The sequence below is a fragment of the Streptomyces sp. CC53 genome, from assembly GCF_001865245.1.
Taxonomy (GTDB): Bacteria; Actinomycetota; Actinomycetes; order Streptomycetales; family Streptomycetaceae; genus Streptomyces.
The window spans coordinates 1-14,241 of record NZ_MKXB01000097.1 but is presented as its reverse complement, the minus strand read 5'-3'; the positions used below and the strand labels follow the sequence as shown (position 1 = coordinate 14,241).

Here is a 14,241-nt window from a genome sequence, read left to right as displayed (position 1 = left end):
CCCGACACCGCCGAAACCCCTGATGGGCGGCCCGCCACCGACGGCGGGCCGCCCATCGCCAACTCCCGAAGGGAACACCCCGTGTCCGTGCCGCGCAGCGTCGCCCTGGAGCGCACCCTCTACACCCTGGCCGCCCCGGTCCTCGCCGCGGCCCCGAACCTCTACCCCGACAGCCCCGTCAACACCGTCGTGCAGCTGGCGGGCGCCGCCGGCCTCGGCGGATGGTTCCTCGCCTACAAGAGCGACGAGACCGGCGCGGGCCGCAAGATCCTGCGCTGGTCGCCGCTCGTGGCCGCCGCCGCCATCGACGTCGCCGCCCGGAACACGATCGGCTGGGGTCCCTACTGCCTGGACGCCCTCCTGGCGGCCGGGTGGGCGGCAGCCGGCCTGCTCGTGATGCCGTTCTCCCGGCACACCCGCAGGGGCCACCGGCCCGCGCTCGCCGCTCCGGCCTCCACCCCGCAGCTCCAGCCCGCGGCGCCCGAGCCGTCCCCGGCGCAGCCGAACGACGGCGCCGACTCCTTCACCCGGCAGGTCCGCTGGCTGTGGGAGAACCGCGGCATGCCCGGCCGCACCATCGTGGTCAAGGCGACCCCGCACGACGGCATGCCCAACGACCTGTCGCTGCTGCTGCGCGCCTCCGAGGCCGGACGGGCCATCTCCGGTCTCAAGGAGGACGACATCGCCGCCGCGTTCGGCGTCGACGTCACCGACGTGACCATCAAGGAGATCGTCCGGCAGGCCGGGCGCGAGGGCGGCCCCGCCTGGCGGGAAGTCCACGTCACCCCCGACGCGAACGACCGGCGTCGCAAGACCCCCACCGCCCACGAGTGGTGGGCCGACCGGATCGCGAGCGGCCCGGTGCCCGGCTCGGAGTTCGTCAAGGAGGTCCGCGACCACGCCCGCCGGGTCACCCACTACATCGCCCAGGTCCCCGACGAGGCGGGCGAGCCGCGCGTCAACCAGCACGCCCTGGCGGCCGCGCTGAAGACCAAGTACGACGAAGGCCGGCTGTTCGTCACCATCGACGGCAACCAGATCCTGGTCTCCCTGTGGGACTCCAGCCCGCTGGCGCAGATCTTCCCCGCCACCCGCGAGCTGCTCACTCCGGACAAGGACGGCCGGTGGGTGACCGGCTTCCTCGGCAACGGCCAGCCCGCCCGCAACCGCGTCTACACCGACCGCGGCGCAGCGCACGGCCTGTTCGTCGCCCCGTCCGGCGGCGGCAAGACCCAGCTGATGGGCCTGCACGTCGCGGCCGACGCCCTGTTCGGCGCCGTGGTGTGGCTGGCGGCGGAAGCCCCTGACGAGAAGGCCGCCAAGCTGGGCGAGTACGCCGACCGCTACGGCGTCGGCGCGCTCTACATGATCCGGCTCCTGCGGGCCCTGGACGCGCTGATGGAGATCCGCGGCGAGATGCCGTGGGAGGACGGACGCGTCTACGACTGGGACCCGAACCTGCCGGGCTGCCCCTACCGGATGCTGTCCGCCTACCTCGATGAGTTCCTCTCCGCCGCCCGCCACGGCGACTACGGAGCGGAGATCATGGACCTTGCCGAGAAGGTGTCGGTCAAGGGCCGCAAGTACGGCATCGGCATCAAGGTGGCCGGCCAGTCCATCTACGTGCAGGACGGGTTCACCCAGCTGCTGTGCGAGAACCTGCGCGAGAACTGCATCCCGGTCGTCCTGAAGGTCGCCCCCGGCAAGGTCGGCGCGATGTTCAAGGCCCTCGGGATCCCGTCCGAGAACACCCCCGACCCCCTCCCCCGCTCCTTCTCCCCCGAGGAGGCGGGCCGGATCGAGCGGGTGATGCGCGGCGAGCCTGAGCCGCCCGCCAACTCCAACACTGGCGGCGCCGGCTGGATCGTCGAAGCCAAGCAGCCCGAGGTCCTGCGTACCTTGCTCATGGACTTCAAGAAGAGCCTCGACGACTACTTCCCCGACGTCATCGCCACCCTGACCGACTACGAGATCCGCGAGCTCGAAGCGCGGGACCTGTGGTTCGACTGGACCGAGCCGCCCCGGCCCGGCGAGTTCGGCGACAAGCCGGACGACGGCGAGGACGGCGAGGACGACGGTGCCCCCAAGAAGGGCGGCGGCGGCCCGCGCCGTGGCGGCGGGAAGTCCGCCGCGCGCCGCGACGCGGTCACCTCCCCCCGCCAGGCGCTGGAGGCCATCAAGAACCTCTCCGGCGTCTGACCCGCCCCACACCCCCCAACTCCGCAGGGCCCGGCCGCACCGGCGGGCCCTGCTCACACCTGGAAGGACACATCGCCCGTGGCCGTATCGATCTCCGCCGTCGTCCTGCTCGGCATCGTCGTCTTCGTCCTCATCCGGGGCGGCTCCGTACGCCTCGGACACGCTCTGCTCTGCGGCCTGTTCGGCTTCTTCCTCGCCTCCACCGGCGCCGCACCGTTCATCAGCACCGCGATCGGCACCGTCACCGGCTGGATCTCCAGCATCTGAAACCGCCCCGGCCGCCGACGTCGAAGGCGCCACCCCGCCCCGCGCCTTCGACGTCTCCAGGGAGCCCCGATGCCTCCAACCCGTCCCGCCATAGACCAGGCCACCCCGACCACCGCACCGCCTACGCCGCCGACGGCACTGTCCCTCGAGGAACGCCTGACGTTCATCAACGCGGCGATGAGCGTCAGGCTGGACGAAGCGAAGGTCGCCTACGAGGTCAACACGGCGCACATCGAGACCGAGCCCGTGGACCTGGCCGACGTCGTCACCGTTCCGCTGACCCCGACGCTCCAGCCGCCGCCGGAGTCCTACCCGACCCCGGTCGCGGCCCTTCTGCAGCGCGCCCACCACCGGCTGCTCACCGGCGGCTGGTGCAAGGACGTCCTGGTCGACGAGGACGGCGCCCGCTGCATGCTCGGAGCCATCCGAGCCGAGGCGCGCGGCGACAGCGGCCTGGAATCCGACGCGGCCGCCGTGCTCCTGGACGCGATCCGCCGCAAGTTCGGCGACGACGTCGACTCCGTGCCGTCCTTCAACGACGCGCACGGATCGGCCCGGACCCCGCTCCGCATGGTCGACCAGGCCGCCGGCCTCGCCGACGCCCGCGGCCTCTGAACCGCTCCGGGCCACCTGCCTCGCACCCGAACCCTTCGCGGTCGGGTGCGGGCCAGGCCGTCCGGCCTGCGCACCACCGCCCACCACACCCGCCCGAGCGAGGGAGACGCCCTGCCATGCAGTCCGACGACAAGCCCGTCAACGGCCAGCCCATCAACGGTCAGCACAACCCGAACTTCTTCGACCTGTTCAACCAGACGCCCCCGCCGCCCGACGCGAAGGACTGGCCCCGCCCGAAGCGCTTCGCCGGGCTGCGCGAGGCATGGAACGCGTCCTGGAAGCAGGGTGGCTTCCTGTACGAGCGGTGGGAGGAGCTGTTCCAGGCCCGGCAGCTGGGCTGGCACGAGATGGCCAACTGGATCAAGGCCGTCCTCAGCCTCACCGGCGTCTGCGCCGTCGTCATCCTGCTCGACACCGCCAGCGACATCGTCAACGCCGTGCTCCACCGCCTGGCCGCCACCCGCACGGTGACCGAGGCACCCGGAATCGACACCACCAGCGGCCTGTGGGGCGTGATCGACAACCCGATCCGCTCCTACATCGGGCAGCACAGCACCGGCCTGCCCGTCCCCAGCTCCGCCGTCTACGCCTTCTGGCAGTTCGCCGGGCTGATCGGCCTGGTCGGCGGATTCATCGGCAGCGCCGGCGCGCGCATCCTGTGGACCGGGTGGGGCCTGGCCACCGTCGCCGTGGTGTGGTCCGCCACGCCCGACGGCAACCGCACCCTCGCCGTCGGCATCGCCGCCCTCGCGTGGGCCCTCGCCAGCATCTTCGCCCTGCGCGGCCTGAGCCTGCGCCCGGTCATCAACAACTTCGCCCCCGCTGCGCCGCAGGTCAACGTCTATCCCGCGTTCCACTTCCCGTCGCAGCCCGCGCCCGGCCACGACGACCTGGACGACGAGCCCGACAACGTCCACCCGCTCCAGCGCTGACCTCCGCACCGTCCGACACCACCACCGAGCACTGAAGGGAACCTGATGAAGCCGCAGCTGGAGACGGAGTTCTGGGTCGGCACCTTCCACGGGAGCCACGACGGCACCAAGGCCACGGTCACCGCGACCCGCGACGACACCCGCCCGGAGCCGTACGCGTGGACGTGCACGTGCGGCGCCTCCCGCTCTTTCCCCACCGAGCAGGACGTGTGGCCCACCGCCTGGCGGCACACCCACCCCACCCGCTTCGACCGGCTGCGGTCGTGGGCCACCCGCCGCTTCCGCACCGCCCGCTGACCTGACGCCCTGCCTGGCCCTCGCCGCCCCCGCACTCGGGGCCGGCGAGGACCGGACAGGCCGCCCGGCCGCACGTAGCGCCCCGCCGACACCAGCACGACGTCGGCGGGGCGCAGCGCTGTCCACCGACCCGTTGGAGGAACCGCTCGTGCTCATCCCCCGCCCGCGCCGCCGGATCGGCCGGCCCCGCCCGCAGCGTCCCGGCCCCCGCTACCCGCACCGCCCCGACCGTCTCCCCGGCGCCTGGAGCAGGTGATGCCCCGCCCCCGGAAGAAGCGCCGCCGCCGCGAGGTGACCCGGGTGCCGCGCGAGAACGCGACGCTGCCCGAGTACGACCGCAGCACGGTGCCCGAAGGGCTCGTGACCAGGCGGCAGTTACGGAACATGGGCCTGAGCCCCGGCGGCAACCAGGGGCCGGTCGCGATCCTGCGGTGCAAGCTGTGCGCGACCCGCCCGCAGTGGTCCTGCCGTCACCCCACCCGCGGCTACCTGCTCCGTGTCGACCTGGCGGTGCCCAAGCGGGTGCCGACGCTCGCTCAGGAGTGGGCCCTGGACCGGGCGATGGCAGCGCGGCAGACCTGTGGCCAGTGCAGGAGGCGGTTCTACATCTGCCTCTCCAAGAAGCTGGGCTGCTGCCTGGAGTGCTTCGACGGCACGCCCGCGGACCCCAGCAGCCTCATGACGCTCCCGGCCCCGGCCGTTCACCGGCTGGCCGCGTGAGCCAGCCCCGTCCCGACCGCACAGGCCGGGACGGGGCCCGTACCACCGGGCGGCCGCAGCACCGGCAAAAGGCCGGCCGCCCGCTACCTCACCGTTTCGAGATCAGGAGAACCCCAGCATGACGCATCGCCCCGCAGTCTTCGCCGCCCTGCTCGGACTGACCCGCGCCGCCAGTGCCGTCGGCGATTTTTGGGTCCAGGACGACTTCTGTGCCCGGGTGAAGGGCGCCTCCGACGACCACCCGGTCACCTACGAGGACCCGGCCACGAAGGAGAAGACGACCCACGGCACGGCCGACGGGCGAAAGGCGTGCCTCAAGCATGTCCTGACCTACACGGCCACGCAGGCGATCGTCGCCGGGGTCGGCGCCCGCGCGCTCGGCATCAAGGTCCACCCGGCCGCCGCCGCGGCCGCGCTCGCCATCTCCTTCACGACCCACTACGCCGCGGACCGACGCGTCCCGGGCAAGGGTTTGCTGGAGAAGATCGCCACCAAGACCGGCAAGGGCGGCTTCTACAAGCTCGCCGACTTCGGCATGAACGGCGCCTTCCACCTCGACTCCGCCTGGCACCACGGCTGGGAGACGGTCGCGGCCGTGGCCGCCACCACCAAGGCGACCACCCGATGACCAGCCGCACGCGCCTGGACCGGGTGCGTGCCTCGCTCGGCATCGCCCAGCTCGCCCTCCAGCAGATCGAGGACGACCTGACCGCCGACGACGTCGACGCCCCCGAGCTCGCCGCGATCCTGCGCGAGCTCCAGGAGGACATCGACCACCCCGGCGGCCTCTTCCCCGCCCTCGCGCAACTGGTCAGCGCCGCCGCCCGGAGGGCGGAGCAGATCGAGCCCGACCGCGACGGTGACGCCTCCTGCCCCCTGCACGAGGCCGCCGCCCTGATCACCGACCACGCCGGGCAGCGCCTGAACTGGGCAGCCCGCTCCCTTCACCCGCAAGGAGATCTCGTATGACCTCGGTGCTGTACCCGGACCTGCCCGAGAACGGGCTCGTGGTGTTGATCGGGGCCTCCGGCTCGGGCAAGTCCACGCTGGCCCGCACCTGGCCGGCGTCCCAGGTCCTCTCCCTCGACGCCCTGCGCGGCACGGTCAGCGACGACCCCGGCGCCACCGGCGACGCCGCCGACGTCCTCAAGCTGATCCTGGAGCGCCGGATGGCCCGCAAGCTCAACACGGTCATCGACGCCACCAACGTCGAACAGAGCGTGCGGGTGGAGCTGGTGATGGCCGCCAAGCGGCACGGCATGCCGACCGTCGCGGTCATGGTCGCCACGCCGCTGCCGGTCTGCCTGGAGCGCCAGGGCCCGCGGCCGGCCAACCGGCGCGTGCCCGAGGACGTCGTCCGCGCCCAGCATCAGGCCATGGTCGCTTCGCATCAGCGGCTCGCGGCCGAAGGCTTCAACACGGTGGTCTTCGCCGACGCCCTGTACCGGCTGGAGCCGTTCCTGGAGCGGCTCTCGCAGGTGAGGGAGGCCGACCTCGGGCGCGACGGCAGCGAGGGCCTGGGCGACCTGTGGCTGGCCCGCCGCTTCTTCGGCCCGGAGATCCTGCCGCTGTGGCGGTGGCGGCCGGGCTCGGACCTGGTGACCGGCCGGGACCGCGTCGCGGAGATCCGCCTCGGTCAGCAGTACCTCACCCTCGCGCTGCGCGAGGACGTCGACGGCGAGGGCGACTTCGGCTTCGACGTGCTGCTGCCGTGCCCCTTCGACCCGGAGTGCGACGGGCAGGCGTGGGCGCCGGCCTACAGCGTCAGCTGCCTGTTCCGGGCGCTGACCGGCGCCATGGACAACGACCCGGACATCGTCTGCACCGTCCACGGCGACGGTGACGGCGTCGACCAGGAGGCCGACGACCACGACCTCCAGGACGACGACCCCGAGGGCCGCGCCGACCTGGAAGCGCAGTACGCCGACGCGGTCCGCGCGTGAGGCGTACCGCCGCCACGCCGAACAACCCCACCCCACAGGGCGCCGGGATCACCCGGCGCCCGCCGTTACCCCAGGAAGGGCACCCCGCCATGGGCATCACGATCACGAACACGTACGGCAATCCGCACCACGTCAGCGACACCAACCCGGCCCACGTCACCAGCTGCGACTACTACCGGCTCCCCCTCGTCGGCACCATCGCCCCCGGGAACCCCGGCTACGAGGACATGGTCGACATGCTCAAGGAGAACGGCCACGACACCCGCCCCGAGGGCTACGGGCTGATCTTCCTGGAGTCCGAGGAGTTCTCCGCCACCTACTTCGGGTCGATCGAGCAGATCGAGCAGTACAAGCGCGAGAACACCGACGGCCGGGCGACCTTCGACGCCTCGCAGGGCGTCATGTACGCCCAGTGGCCCCACGGCAAGGGCTGGGACGACTTCCTCCCCCGCGTCTTCTGGAACCAGGCACAGCGCGGCGGCATCGCGGACGGCGTGGGCCTCGTCACCGCCTTCGCCCACACCGTGACCACGGGCGCGGAGGTCATCGTCTACGAGTTCGAAGGCAAGTGGCTTCCCGACAGCGAGCCGCAGCAGCTGGTCACCTACCACTGCACCGCCTGCCACCTCGACACCTTCCACGACAGCGGGCACGTCCACGAGAACACCGGCCCCAGCAGCCGCCGCTGGGCCGCCCGCCAGGCCCGCCAGCACATCCTCAGCGCTCACCGGCACGGCGCCCGCACCAACAGCGCCTGCCGCCCCAACAACGGCGAGATGCTGCGCGTCGTGAACGCGGTCGCCCGCGACATGTGGGGCACCACCGGCGACGCCCTCCCGGACACCGACGACGCGTACTGCGCCACCAAGGGCCCCTGCTCGATCATCCGCGAGCTGCGCGCCGGAGTCCGCCCGCCCGTCTACCGCGCCTGACCGCCGACGTGCGCACCCCGGCCAACACCCGGTTACCGAGCGGCCCCGGCCGCCCACACCCCCTCCTGGAGGACCGCATGGCCCGCAAGCCTGTCACCTGGTACATCGCCACTCCCGCCGACGGCATCATCGAGGTGTCCCGGCACGCCGGCACCCCGGTGAACCTCGCCGCCAACGTCGGCCAGGTCGTCGACCACCCCAAGCCCTGCACCAACCTGTGGTTCGACGAGAGCCCCTTCTCGTACTTCCGCATGGTCAAGCGCGTCGGCGAGGCGCTGGAGGACACCGGCATCTGGCCCGTCACCTGGCCCGTACGGCTGTGGATCGTGGAGCCGCTCGGGGAGACCGGCAACTGGGGCCAGCGCCACTACCCCTACCGGCTGCTCTCCCACCGGATCCGCGTCCTCGAGGAGACCGACGCCCACCGTGCGCTCGGCGCCGCCGGCCGTGAGGTCCTGGACGTCGTCCAGCAGCAGATCCCCGAGCAGGCCGTGCGCTGGGCTGCGGACTGGGACGCCGACCCCGAGGGCATGCGCCAGCGGCAGTGGAACTGGGCGCAGTGCGGCGGCCGCGCCTGCGGCAGCGGACGGTGGGCGGAGTCGGTGGCCGCCGCGACGTCGCACGCCCGCCGCGAGTCGGCCGCGCAGACCTGGATCGAGCACCTCGCGCGCCGCGCCGTCGACCAGGCCCTCGCCGACACCGACGCCAGCATGTACGCGTACAGCTACGCCTACAGCCGCGCCACCGGCTACGCGGTCGCCGCCCAGCACCAGGCCCGCTTCGACGCGTACGTCCTGGACGCGCTCCGCGGCACCGGCCTGGACTCCCCCGCCGCCGTCGCTGCCTGACGGGCTCTCCGTGCCGCCCCGGCCCTCCCGCACCACGGAGGCCGGGGCGGTCGCGGTGGCCCCTCAAGCACTGACACGGAGAGGAGATGGGCGTCATGCCGCGCACCGAGTTCTATGAGGTCGACGTCCCGATACACGACACCAGCAACCCGGCCCGCAAGGGCGTGCACGTCTTCACCGGCGTCGCCGACTCCCCCGCCGCGGCCCTGCGCCGCGCCCACGAGGTGTACGACGCCGCACTCGCCGCGCACACGGCCGGACTCGAGATCCCCGGCAAGCAGCCGGACAGCTGGGGAGCGCGCGGGCTGAGGCCCGGCTGGCAGATGGAGTGGCCCGCCGCGAAGGCCGGCCTCTGGCACAACCCCGTCAGTTGGACCACCCGCAGCGACTTCGCGCTGTAGCTCCGCCCCGGGACAGCCGCACTTGCTTGGCGGCTTCGTCGGCTGCCCCGGGCCCATCCATCCCGTACGAGACGAGACGGAGAACCCAAGTATGTCGCCCCTCCTGCGCGTTCAGGGCCGGATCGGCCAGCGCGCCCTCTTACTGACGACCGTCGCCGTGCCGTTGACCGGCTGGGCGGTCCACGCGACGGTGCTGCTCAAGCAGCTCGCCCGCGCGGACAAGGACCCGCTGACCGGCCTGCTGCGCCGCAACGCCTATACCGCCCGCGCCCGCCGACTCCTGGCCCGCCGCGACGACCTGGCCGTGGTCATGGTCGACGCCGACCGCTTCAAGGCCGTGAACGACACGATGGGGCACCCGGCTGGGGACGCCGTCCTCGCCGCGTTCGGCGCCCGACTCACCGCGTGGGCGGGCCCGCGAGCGTCCGTCGGCCGGCTCGGAGGCGACGAGTTCGCCGTCGTCGTCCAGGTGACCGCCGCGCACCTGGAGCCGCGTCTCGCGCAGCTCGTCCGGATGCTGCACACCCCCGTTGTCCTCGAGGACGGCCGCACCGTCGACGTCGCCGCCTCGGTCGGCGCCGCGAGCACCAGCGTCCTCGCCACCCGCGACCTCGCCGTGTTGCAGCGGGCCGCCGACGCGGCCCTGTACGACGGCAAGCACTCCGGCCGCGCCCACCTCGCTACCCCCGCGCACACCACGCTCCCGACCGTCAACGGCCGGCGGGCCGGGCGGCCGGGCACGGCAGTCTGGGGGCGAGCGGCATGAGCACCGAACCCCTTCCGCCGGCGGGCGACTGGATCCGCGGAATCAGCGTCAGGCAGCCGTGGACCACCGCCATCGTCGCCGGGGCCAAGACGATCGAGAACCGCCCGCAGCCCTGGTCCTGGCGCGGCCTGGTGCTGCTGCACGCGGGCCTGCAGATCGACCGGCCCGCCCTGCGCGTGCCGCTGGTCGCCCGTACGATCCGCGGCCGCGACCTGCCGACCGGCGCCGTGATCGGCGTCGCCCGGCTGACCGGCTGCCACCAGGACCCGGACGGTACTGCTGGTAGTTCCGGCTATCAGAAGTTGTGGAATGCCACCGCAATCACGCGCCGTGGACCGATCGGTTGGTGGTGCGATTCACTCCCGGGGGCACGCAGTTGGCGCGGGATGCCAGGGCGCGTCAGCGCGTGTGGGGCGAGTGCCTGCGGCCAGCTGGATCCCGCACACCAGCGGGGCCCCGAGTACAGGACCGAGGTAGTCGTGGCCGACCATGTGGCACCAGGCAGGCAGGTCGAGCGGGGCTGCAGGGTCGCTCGCGGTCACGTGCACCACGGCGCCGGGAGGTGCGTCCTCTCTCTGCTTGAGCAGGCGCAGCAGGAGCGTGACGCACAGGAGTCCGGTGCCGTCGACGGTGATGTCGGCCTTGGGTGTCGGGGCGGTGTTCATCGGGGCAGGGTCTGGGTGACGCGCCACAGGCGGCGGGGCAGGTCGCCTGCCTCGAAGGCGTGGACCTCGTTGAGGGTCCAGCCGTCGGCGAGGGAGTCGACGAGGTAACGGGGGAAGAAGTGCACGGCGAAGCCGCCGTGTTCGTAGATGTCGTCGCCGTGGGCGGTGCCGGCGCCGTAGTGGGCGTCGCCGGTGTGGCGGACCGTGTAGACGAAGGTGCCGCCGGGCGTAGTACGCGGCGGATCTCGCCGACCAGGGCGTGGAGTTCCTGGGTCGACAGGGCCATGCACAGCAGCATGTGTGCGAAGACGGCGTCGGTGGAGGAGTCCGGCAGGGGCAGCGGTTCGCGTACGCCGTGGACCGCGGTGGTCACCCGCTGGGCGATGTCCTGTGCCTGGGCGGCTTGGTGGAGTTGCTCCAGGCCGACGGGGCTGAAGTCGGTGGCCTGGACGGTGAAGCCCTCGCGGGCGAAGTACAGGGCGTCCCGGCCGTGGCCTGCACCCAGCTCCAGCACGTCCGTGGCTCCGGCCGTCCGGAAGGCGCGCACGGCGTGGGCGGCGGGGGCGGAGGGCCTCTCGCCGTACATGCCAGGGTGGGCGGTGTAGGTGTTCTGCCAGTGCTGGCGCTGCGCCTCGGCCAGCTGTGTGGCGTCGTCGCTCATGTCCACTCGCTCCCTTTGCCGGATCTGCGGAACAGCGTAGAGGGCGCTGGTCAGGGCCTGGCGGAGCTGGTCGACCCCGGCCAGGCCGTCGGCGGTCTGGTAGAGGCGGCAGGTCAGGCCCGGTGCCCGGCCGGGTTCCGGGAAGAGGTCTGGGCCGTCGATCAGGAGTACGGCGGAGAGGTATGTGCACAGCAGGGTCTGCTTGGAGTCGGCGACCGCGGACGCGGAGCCGAGCTCGCGGCCGGCCTTGCGTTGCGCTGCCGACAGGAAGGGCATGATCGCCAGCGAGAGAGCGGCGAGGACGATGCCGGGGATCGAGTGGTCAGCCTTGCCGCTGCCGGTCAGCACGTTTGTGCGAGCTGACTCCATGTGGGTGTTTGCCGCGGTGCGAGGTATCGGCTTCCTGTGGGAGCGGTTAGGTTCGCTCGGTTGTTGCTACGTCCGAGAGAGAGGCAAGGCGCAGTGGACACCATCCACGAGCGAGTAATCAAGATTGTTGCCGAGCAGATGGCCATCAAGGAGGAAGAGGTGACCCCCGGGAAGCTGTTCCGCGCCGATCTGAAGGTGGACGACATCGAGGACTTCAACGTGCTGATCTCCTCCTTCGAGGAAGAGTTCCAGATTGACATCCCCGACCAGGACCAAGAGAGGCTGATGCGCGGCAGCGTTGAAGAGGCCATCCTCTACGTCAGGGCCGCCACCGGGCGCAACTGACCATCCATTGCAGCGCGCCCGCGGAAGGTCGCCTTCGGGACTGTTCCTCCTCGTCGCCGGCCTCGGGCGCGTCCGGGGCGCAGGCCCTGTCCGGGGCCGCTGGCGGTGATGTTGAACAGGTAGCGACCCCGGAAGTTGATGTGCCGGTCCTTGAGCGGGGAGAGCCGGGCGATAGCCGGTTACGGACCTGGTCCGCCGGTTGCGGGACGCGCCGAGGTTCCCGCGGAGGACGGCCGCCTCGCTTCGACCGCGAGACCTGCCGAGAACGCAACACGGTCGAACGGTGCATCGCCCGTCTAAAAGCAGTGGCGTGGCCTGGCGCTGCGAACGGACAAGCTCGCCGTCGCATACCAGGCCGCACTCCGTCTCGCGGCCATTCTGATCTGGAACCGCAGATGACCGCTTCCGGAAGCTAGCCCTTGCCGACCGTCTCTTCCTTCTTCTCTGCGACTTCCTTGCAGTCGAAGCAGAGATCAGCGGTGGGACGTGCTTCCAGAAGACGAAGTCCGATCTCGATCCCGCAGGAATCGCACCAGCCGTACTCTTCGTCCCGGATCTTGTTGAGAGTCTTGTCGATCTTCTTGATGAGCTTCCGTTCCCGGTCGCGGTTGCGTAGCTCCAGGGCGAACTCCTCCTCCTGGGAGGCTCGATCGGCAGAGTCGGGGGAGCCCGTGGCTTCGTCCTCCAGGCGACTCACGGTCCGGTCCACACTGGTCATCAGTTCCCCCTTCCAGGCGCTGAGGAGCCTGGAGAAGTGCTTGCGCATGGGCTCACCCATGTACTCCTCACCCTTGGTCTCCTTGTAGGGCTCAACCCCGTACATATTCGCCGGTTTCGACAACGTTCCTCCTCTGTCGCGTCCAGGTCGGCCGCCAGGCCGACTGCAAGATGATCTTTGCAGCGCGGGGTGCACAACAGAGCAACAATGCGGATCTTTCACCCTCGGCTTCCATGATCCGGATCAAAACGACGCTGAGTTCGCTGGCCAGCCCCGACCAAGGGGACAGGCTTTAAGAGCGGATCCCCCGTAGAGGTGGCCGCCTGGTGCCCCATTCGGGGGATCATGACCTGGTTCGAGGGCCACTTGGGCAGTGAACCAGCACAGTGGATCACTGGTACCCCTTCAATAGAAAGGCCAGGTGAGACCATGGGTACGCGAGATGAGCACTTCCAGGCACTGTTCAAGGAGATGGACACGGACGGGAACGGCGTGATCGAGCGAGTCGACTTCGACGCGGTGGCTCATCGCGCGTGCGTCAGTGCGGACGCTGCTCCGGGCAGTCCTCGGTGGCGGCAGACCACCGCCCTCGCCAACCGCATGTGGGAGGCACTGGCCGCCGGCGCCGGTGCCGAGGGGGCTGTCACTCTCGAGGAGTTCACTGCCGCTGCGGGGGACCCGAGGTTCATCGACAACGTCATCATCCCGTACGAGATCGCCCTCCTGGGCCTGTTCGACAAGGACGGCGACAGCAGGGTGAGCATGAGCGAGTGGATGACCTGGAAGACCGGCTTCGGCCTCTCCCAGATCGACGCTCTGACTGCGTTCCAGGAAGTCGACGATGACGGGGACGGCTACATCGCCGTCGACGAGTACAGCCGGCATGTCAAGGAGACGTACGCCGCCTCCTGAGTCGAAAGCGGTCCAGGTTCGGAACCACCATCCATGGTTCCGGACCCGGACCGCTTCCAGGTGCAACGCCCCGGAGGACCACCGCCGGGTGAGGATCAGGCAGTCATCCGAGCCGACGCGATGCCCGCAGGGCCCGCTGTACGGGTGGGAGACCCCGCCTCTCAGCCGGACAGGCGCCCGAAGAACAGGCTGCCCGGGGCCTCCAGGTCCTGGGAGTAAAAGAACTCCCTGACCGCGCGGATGAACTCCTGCCGGCTGATCTCTCCGTCGCCGTCGAGGTCCAGCTCATGGAAGGTGTCCATGGCGCCAGGGTCGGTGATGCCCCAGACGTCCAGGTACTTCTTGAACTCGGCCTTGCTGATGGTGTTGTCGCCGTCGGTGTCCATGATGTCGAAGATGGCGTGCGGGACGCCCTCGACCATGTTGAAGCGGCTGGTGTCCACGCTCACCGCGCGGATGGCGGTCTGGAACTGCTCCTTGGAGAGACGGTCGGCGCCGTCCGCGTGACGCAGCAGCTCGAACCACTGCATCTGGTACGAGATCAGCAGCGCCTGCGCCCGACGGTCGCTCTTGTCGATCTTGTAGGTGCTCAGATATTGATCCGAAACGATTCGGGTTCTGGGTCGTTGGTGGGGTGTGAGCGATCTGGTG

19 protein-coding genes and 4 pseudogenes are annotated in these 14,241 nt (G+C 71.0%); 17 read left to right on the top strand and 6 right to left on the bottom strand.

Annotated features, from left to right (window positions below):
* The first annotated feature begins 81 nt into the window (after positions 1-81).
* The 14 genes and pseudogenes from BJP40_RS08470 to BJP40_RS35395 form a co-directional block, all read left to right on the top strand.
* Positions 82-2,199 (top strand): chromosome segregation protein ParM, encoded by a 2,118-nt coding sequence (locus BJP40_RS08470; RefSeq protein WP_071279856.1) that lies wholly within the window; start codon positions 82-84, stop codon positions 2,197-2,199.
* Positions 2,200-2,277: 78 nt separating this feature from the next.
* On the top strand, positions 2,278-2,466 hold the full coding sequence (locus tag BJP40_RS08465) for a hypothetical protein (RefSeq protein WP_071279855.1): 189 nt from the start codon (positions 2,278-2,280) through the stop codon (positions 2,464-2,466).
* 69 nt (positions 2,467-2,535) lie between these two features.
* Complete coding sequence (locus tag BJP40_RS08460) at positions 2,536-3,081, top strand: hypothetical protein (protein WP_071279854.1); 546 nt, start codon at positions 2,536-2,538, stop codon at positions 3,079-3,081.
* 116 nt (positions 3,082-3,197) lie between these two features.
* The gene (locus BJP40_RS08455; protein ID WP_071279853.1) at positions 3,198-4,013 is read left to right on the top strand and encodes a hypothetical protein; all 816 of its coding nucleotides are present in this window, start codon (positions 3,198-3,200) and stop codon (positions 4,011-4,013) included.
* A 45-nt stretch (positions 4,014-4,058) separates the two neighbouring features.
* The gene (locus BJP40_RS08450; protein WP_071279852.1) at positions 4,059-4,310 is read left to right on the top strand and encodes a hypothetical protein; all 252 of its coding nucleotides are present in this window, start codon (positions 4,059-4,061) and stop codon (positions 4,308-4,310) included.
* Positions 4,311-4,565: 255 nt separating this feature from the next.
* A complete protein-coding gene (locus tag BJP40_RS08445) occupies positions 4,566-5,030 on the top strand; it encodes an RRQRL motif-containing zinc-binding protein (protein ID WP_071279851.1) in 465 nt (154 codons plus the stop codon).
* 118 nt (positions 5,031-5,148) lie between these two features.
* Positions 5,149-5,658 carry a hypothetical protein gene (locus tag BJP40_RS08440; RefSeq protein WP_071279850.1) on the top strand — a complete coding sequence of 170 codons (510 nt, stop codon included), beginning with the start codon at positions 5,149-5,151 and terminating at the stop codon, positions 5,656-5,658.
* A complete protein-coding gene (locus BJP40_RS34100) occupies positions 5,655-5,999 on the top strand; it encodes a hypothetical protein (protein ID WP_071279849.1) in 345 nt (114 codons plus the stop codon). Before BJP40_RS08440 ends, BJP40_RS34100 begins: the two co-directional genes overlap by 4 nt.
* Positions 5,996-6,973, top strand: a complete 978-nt coding sequence (locus tag BJP40_RS08430) for an ATP-binding protein (RefSeq protein ID WP_071279848.1) — start codon at positions 5,996-5,998, stop codon at positions 6,971-6,973. Before BJP40_RS34100 ends, BJP40_RS08430 begins: the two co-directional genes overlap by 4 nt.
* Before the next feature lie 89 nt (positions 6,974-7,062).
* Entirely contained in the window at positions 7,063-7,905 is an 843-nt protein-coding gene (locus tag BJP40_RS08425) for a hypothetical protein (protein WP_071279847.1), read from the top strand.
* A 77-nt stretch (positions 7,906-7,982) separates the two neighbouring features.
* A complete protein-coding gene (locus BJP40_RS08420) occupies positions 7,983-8,753 on the top strand; it encodes a hypothetical protein (RefSeq protein WP_071279846.1) in 771 nt (256 codons plus the stop codon).
* Positions 8,754-8,848: 95 nt separating this feature from the next.
* On the top strand, positions 8,849-9,154 hold the full coding sequence (locus BJP40_RS08415; protein ID WP_071279886.1) for a hypothetical protein: 306 nt from the start codon (positions 8,849-8,851) through the stop codon (positions 9,152-9,154).
* A 91-nt stretch (positions 9,155-9,245) separates the two neighbouring features.
* Entirely contained in the window at positions 9,246-9,920 is a 675-nt protein-coding gene (locus BJP40_RS08410; RefSeq protein WP_071279845.1) for a GGDEF domain-containing protein, read from the top strand.
* Positions 9,917-10,193: pseudogene (locus BJP40_RS35395) on the top strand (hypothetical protein); the annotation flags it as partial. The gene BJP40_RS08410 and the pseudogene BJP40_RS35395, both read left to right, overlap by 4 nt.
* Before the next feature lie 83 nt (positions 10,194-10,276).
* Here the strand turns inward: BJP40_RS35395 and BJP40_RS31540 are convergent.
* The 4 genes and pseudogenes from BJP40_RS31540 to BJP40_RS35380 form a co-directional block, all read right to left on the bottom strand.
* Positions 10,277-10,585: a sulfurtransferase TusA family protein gene (locus BJP40_RS31540; protein WP_079171025.1), complete on the bottom strand. Its 309-nt coding sequence runs from the start codon at positions 10,583-10,585 to the stop codon at positions 10,277-10,279.
* Entirely contained in the window at positions 10,582-10,875 is a 294-nt protein-coding gene (locus tag BJP40_RS35390) for a hypothetical protein (protein WP_256220677.1), read from the bottom strand. The genes BJP40_RS31540 and BJP40_RS35390 overlap by 4 nt, the downstream gene beginning before the upstream one ends.
* Positions 10,869-11,171: pseudogene (locus BJP40_RS35385) on the bottom strand (class I SAM-dependent methyltransferase); the annotation flags it as partial. The gene BJP40_RS35390 and the pseudogene BJP40_RS35385, both read right to left, overlap by 7 nt.
* A 234-nt stretch (positions 11,172-11,405) precedes the next feature.
* A pseudogene (locus tag BJP40_RS35380) lies at positions 11,406-11,591 on the bottom strand (cation transporter); the annotation flags it as partial.
* Between the two features lie 117 nt (positions 11,592-11,708).
* Here BJP40_RS35380 and BJP40_RS08395 point away from each other — a divergent pair.
* Together BJP40_RS08395 and BJP40_RS35375 are read left to right on the top strand one after the other, a co-directional pair.
* A complete protein-coding gene (locus BJP40_RS08395) occupies positions 11,709-11,960 on the top strand; it encodes an acyl carrier protein (RefSeq protein ID WP_071279843.1) in 252 nt (83 codons plus the stop codon).
* 209 nt (positions 11,961-12,169) lie between these two features.
* A pseudogene (locus tag BJP40_RS35375) lies at positions 12,170-12,359 on the top strand (IS5/IS1182 family transposase); the annotation flags it as partial.
* 13 nt (positions 12,360-12,372) lie between these two features.
* On the opposite strand, the gene dksA reads toward BJP40_RS35375, so the two are convergent.
* Positions 12,373-12,783 (bottom strand): RNA polymerase-binding protein DksA, encoded by a 411-nt coding sequence (gene dksA / locus BJP40_RS08390; protein ID WP_071279842.1) that lies wholly within the window; start codon positions 12,781-12,783, stop codon positions 12,373-12,375.
* 324 nt (positions 12,784-13,107) lie between these two features.
* Between dksA and BJP40_RS08385 the strand changes: the two genes are divergently transcribed.
* Entirely contained in the window at positions 13,108-13,590 is a 483-nt protein-coding gene (locus BJP40_RS08385) for an EF-hand domain-containing protein (protein WP_071279841.1), read from the top strand.
* 161 nt (positions 13,591-13,751) lie between these two features.
* Here BJP40_RS08385 and BJP40_RS08380 read toward each other — a convergent pair whose 3' ends face one another.
* The gene (locus tag BJP40_RS08380; RefSeq protein WP_256220676.1) at positions 13,752-14,120 is read right to left on the bottom strand and encodes an EF-hand domain-containing protein; all 369 of its coding nucleotides are present in this window, start codon (positions 14,118-14,120) and stop codon (positions 13,752-13,754) included.
* Positions 14,121-14,241: the final 121 nt, after the last annotated feature.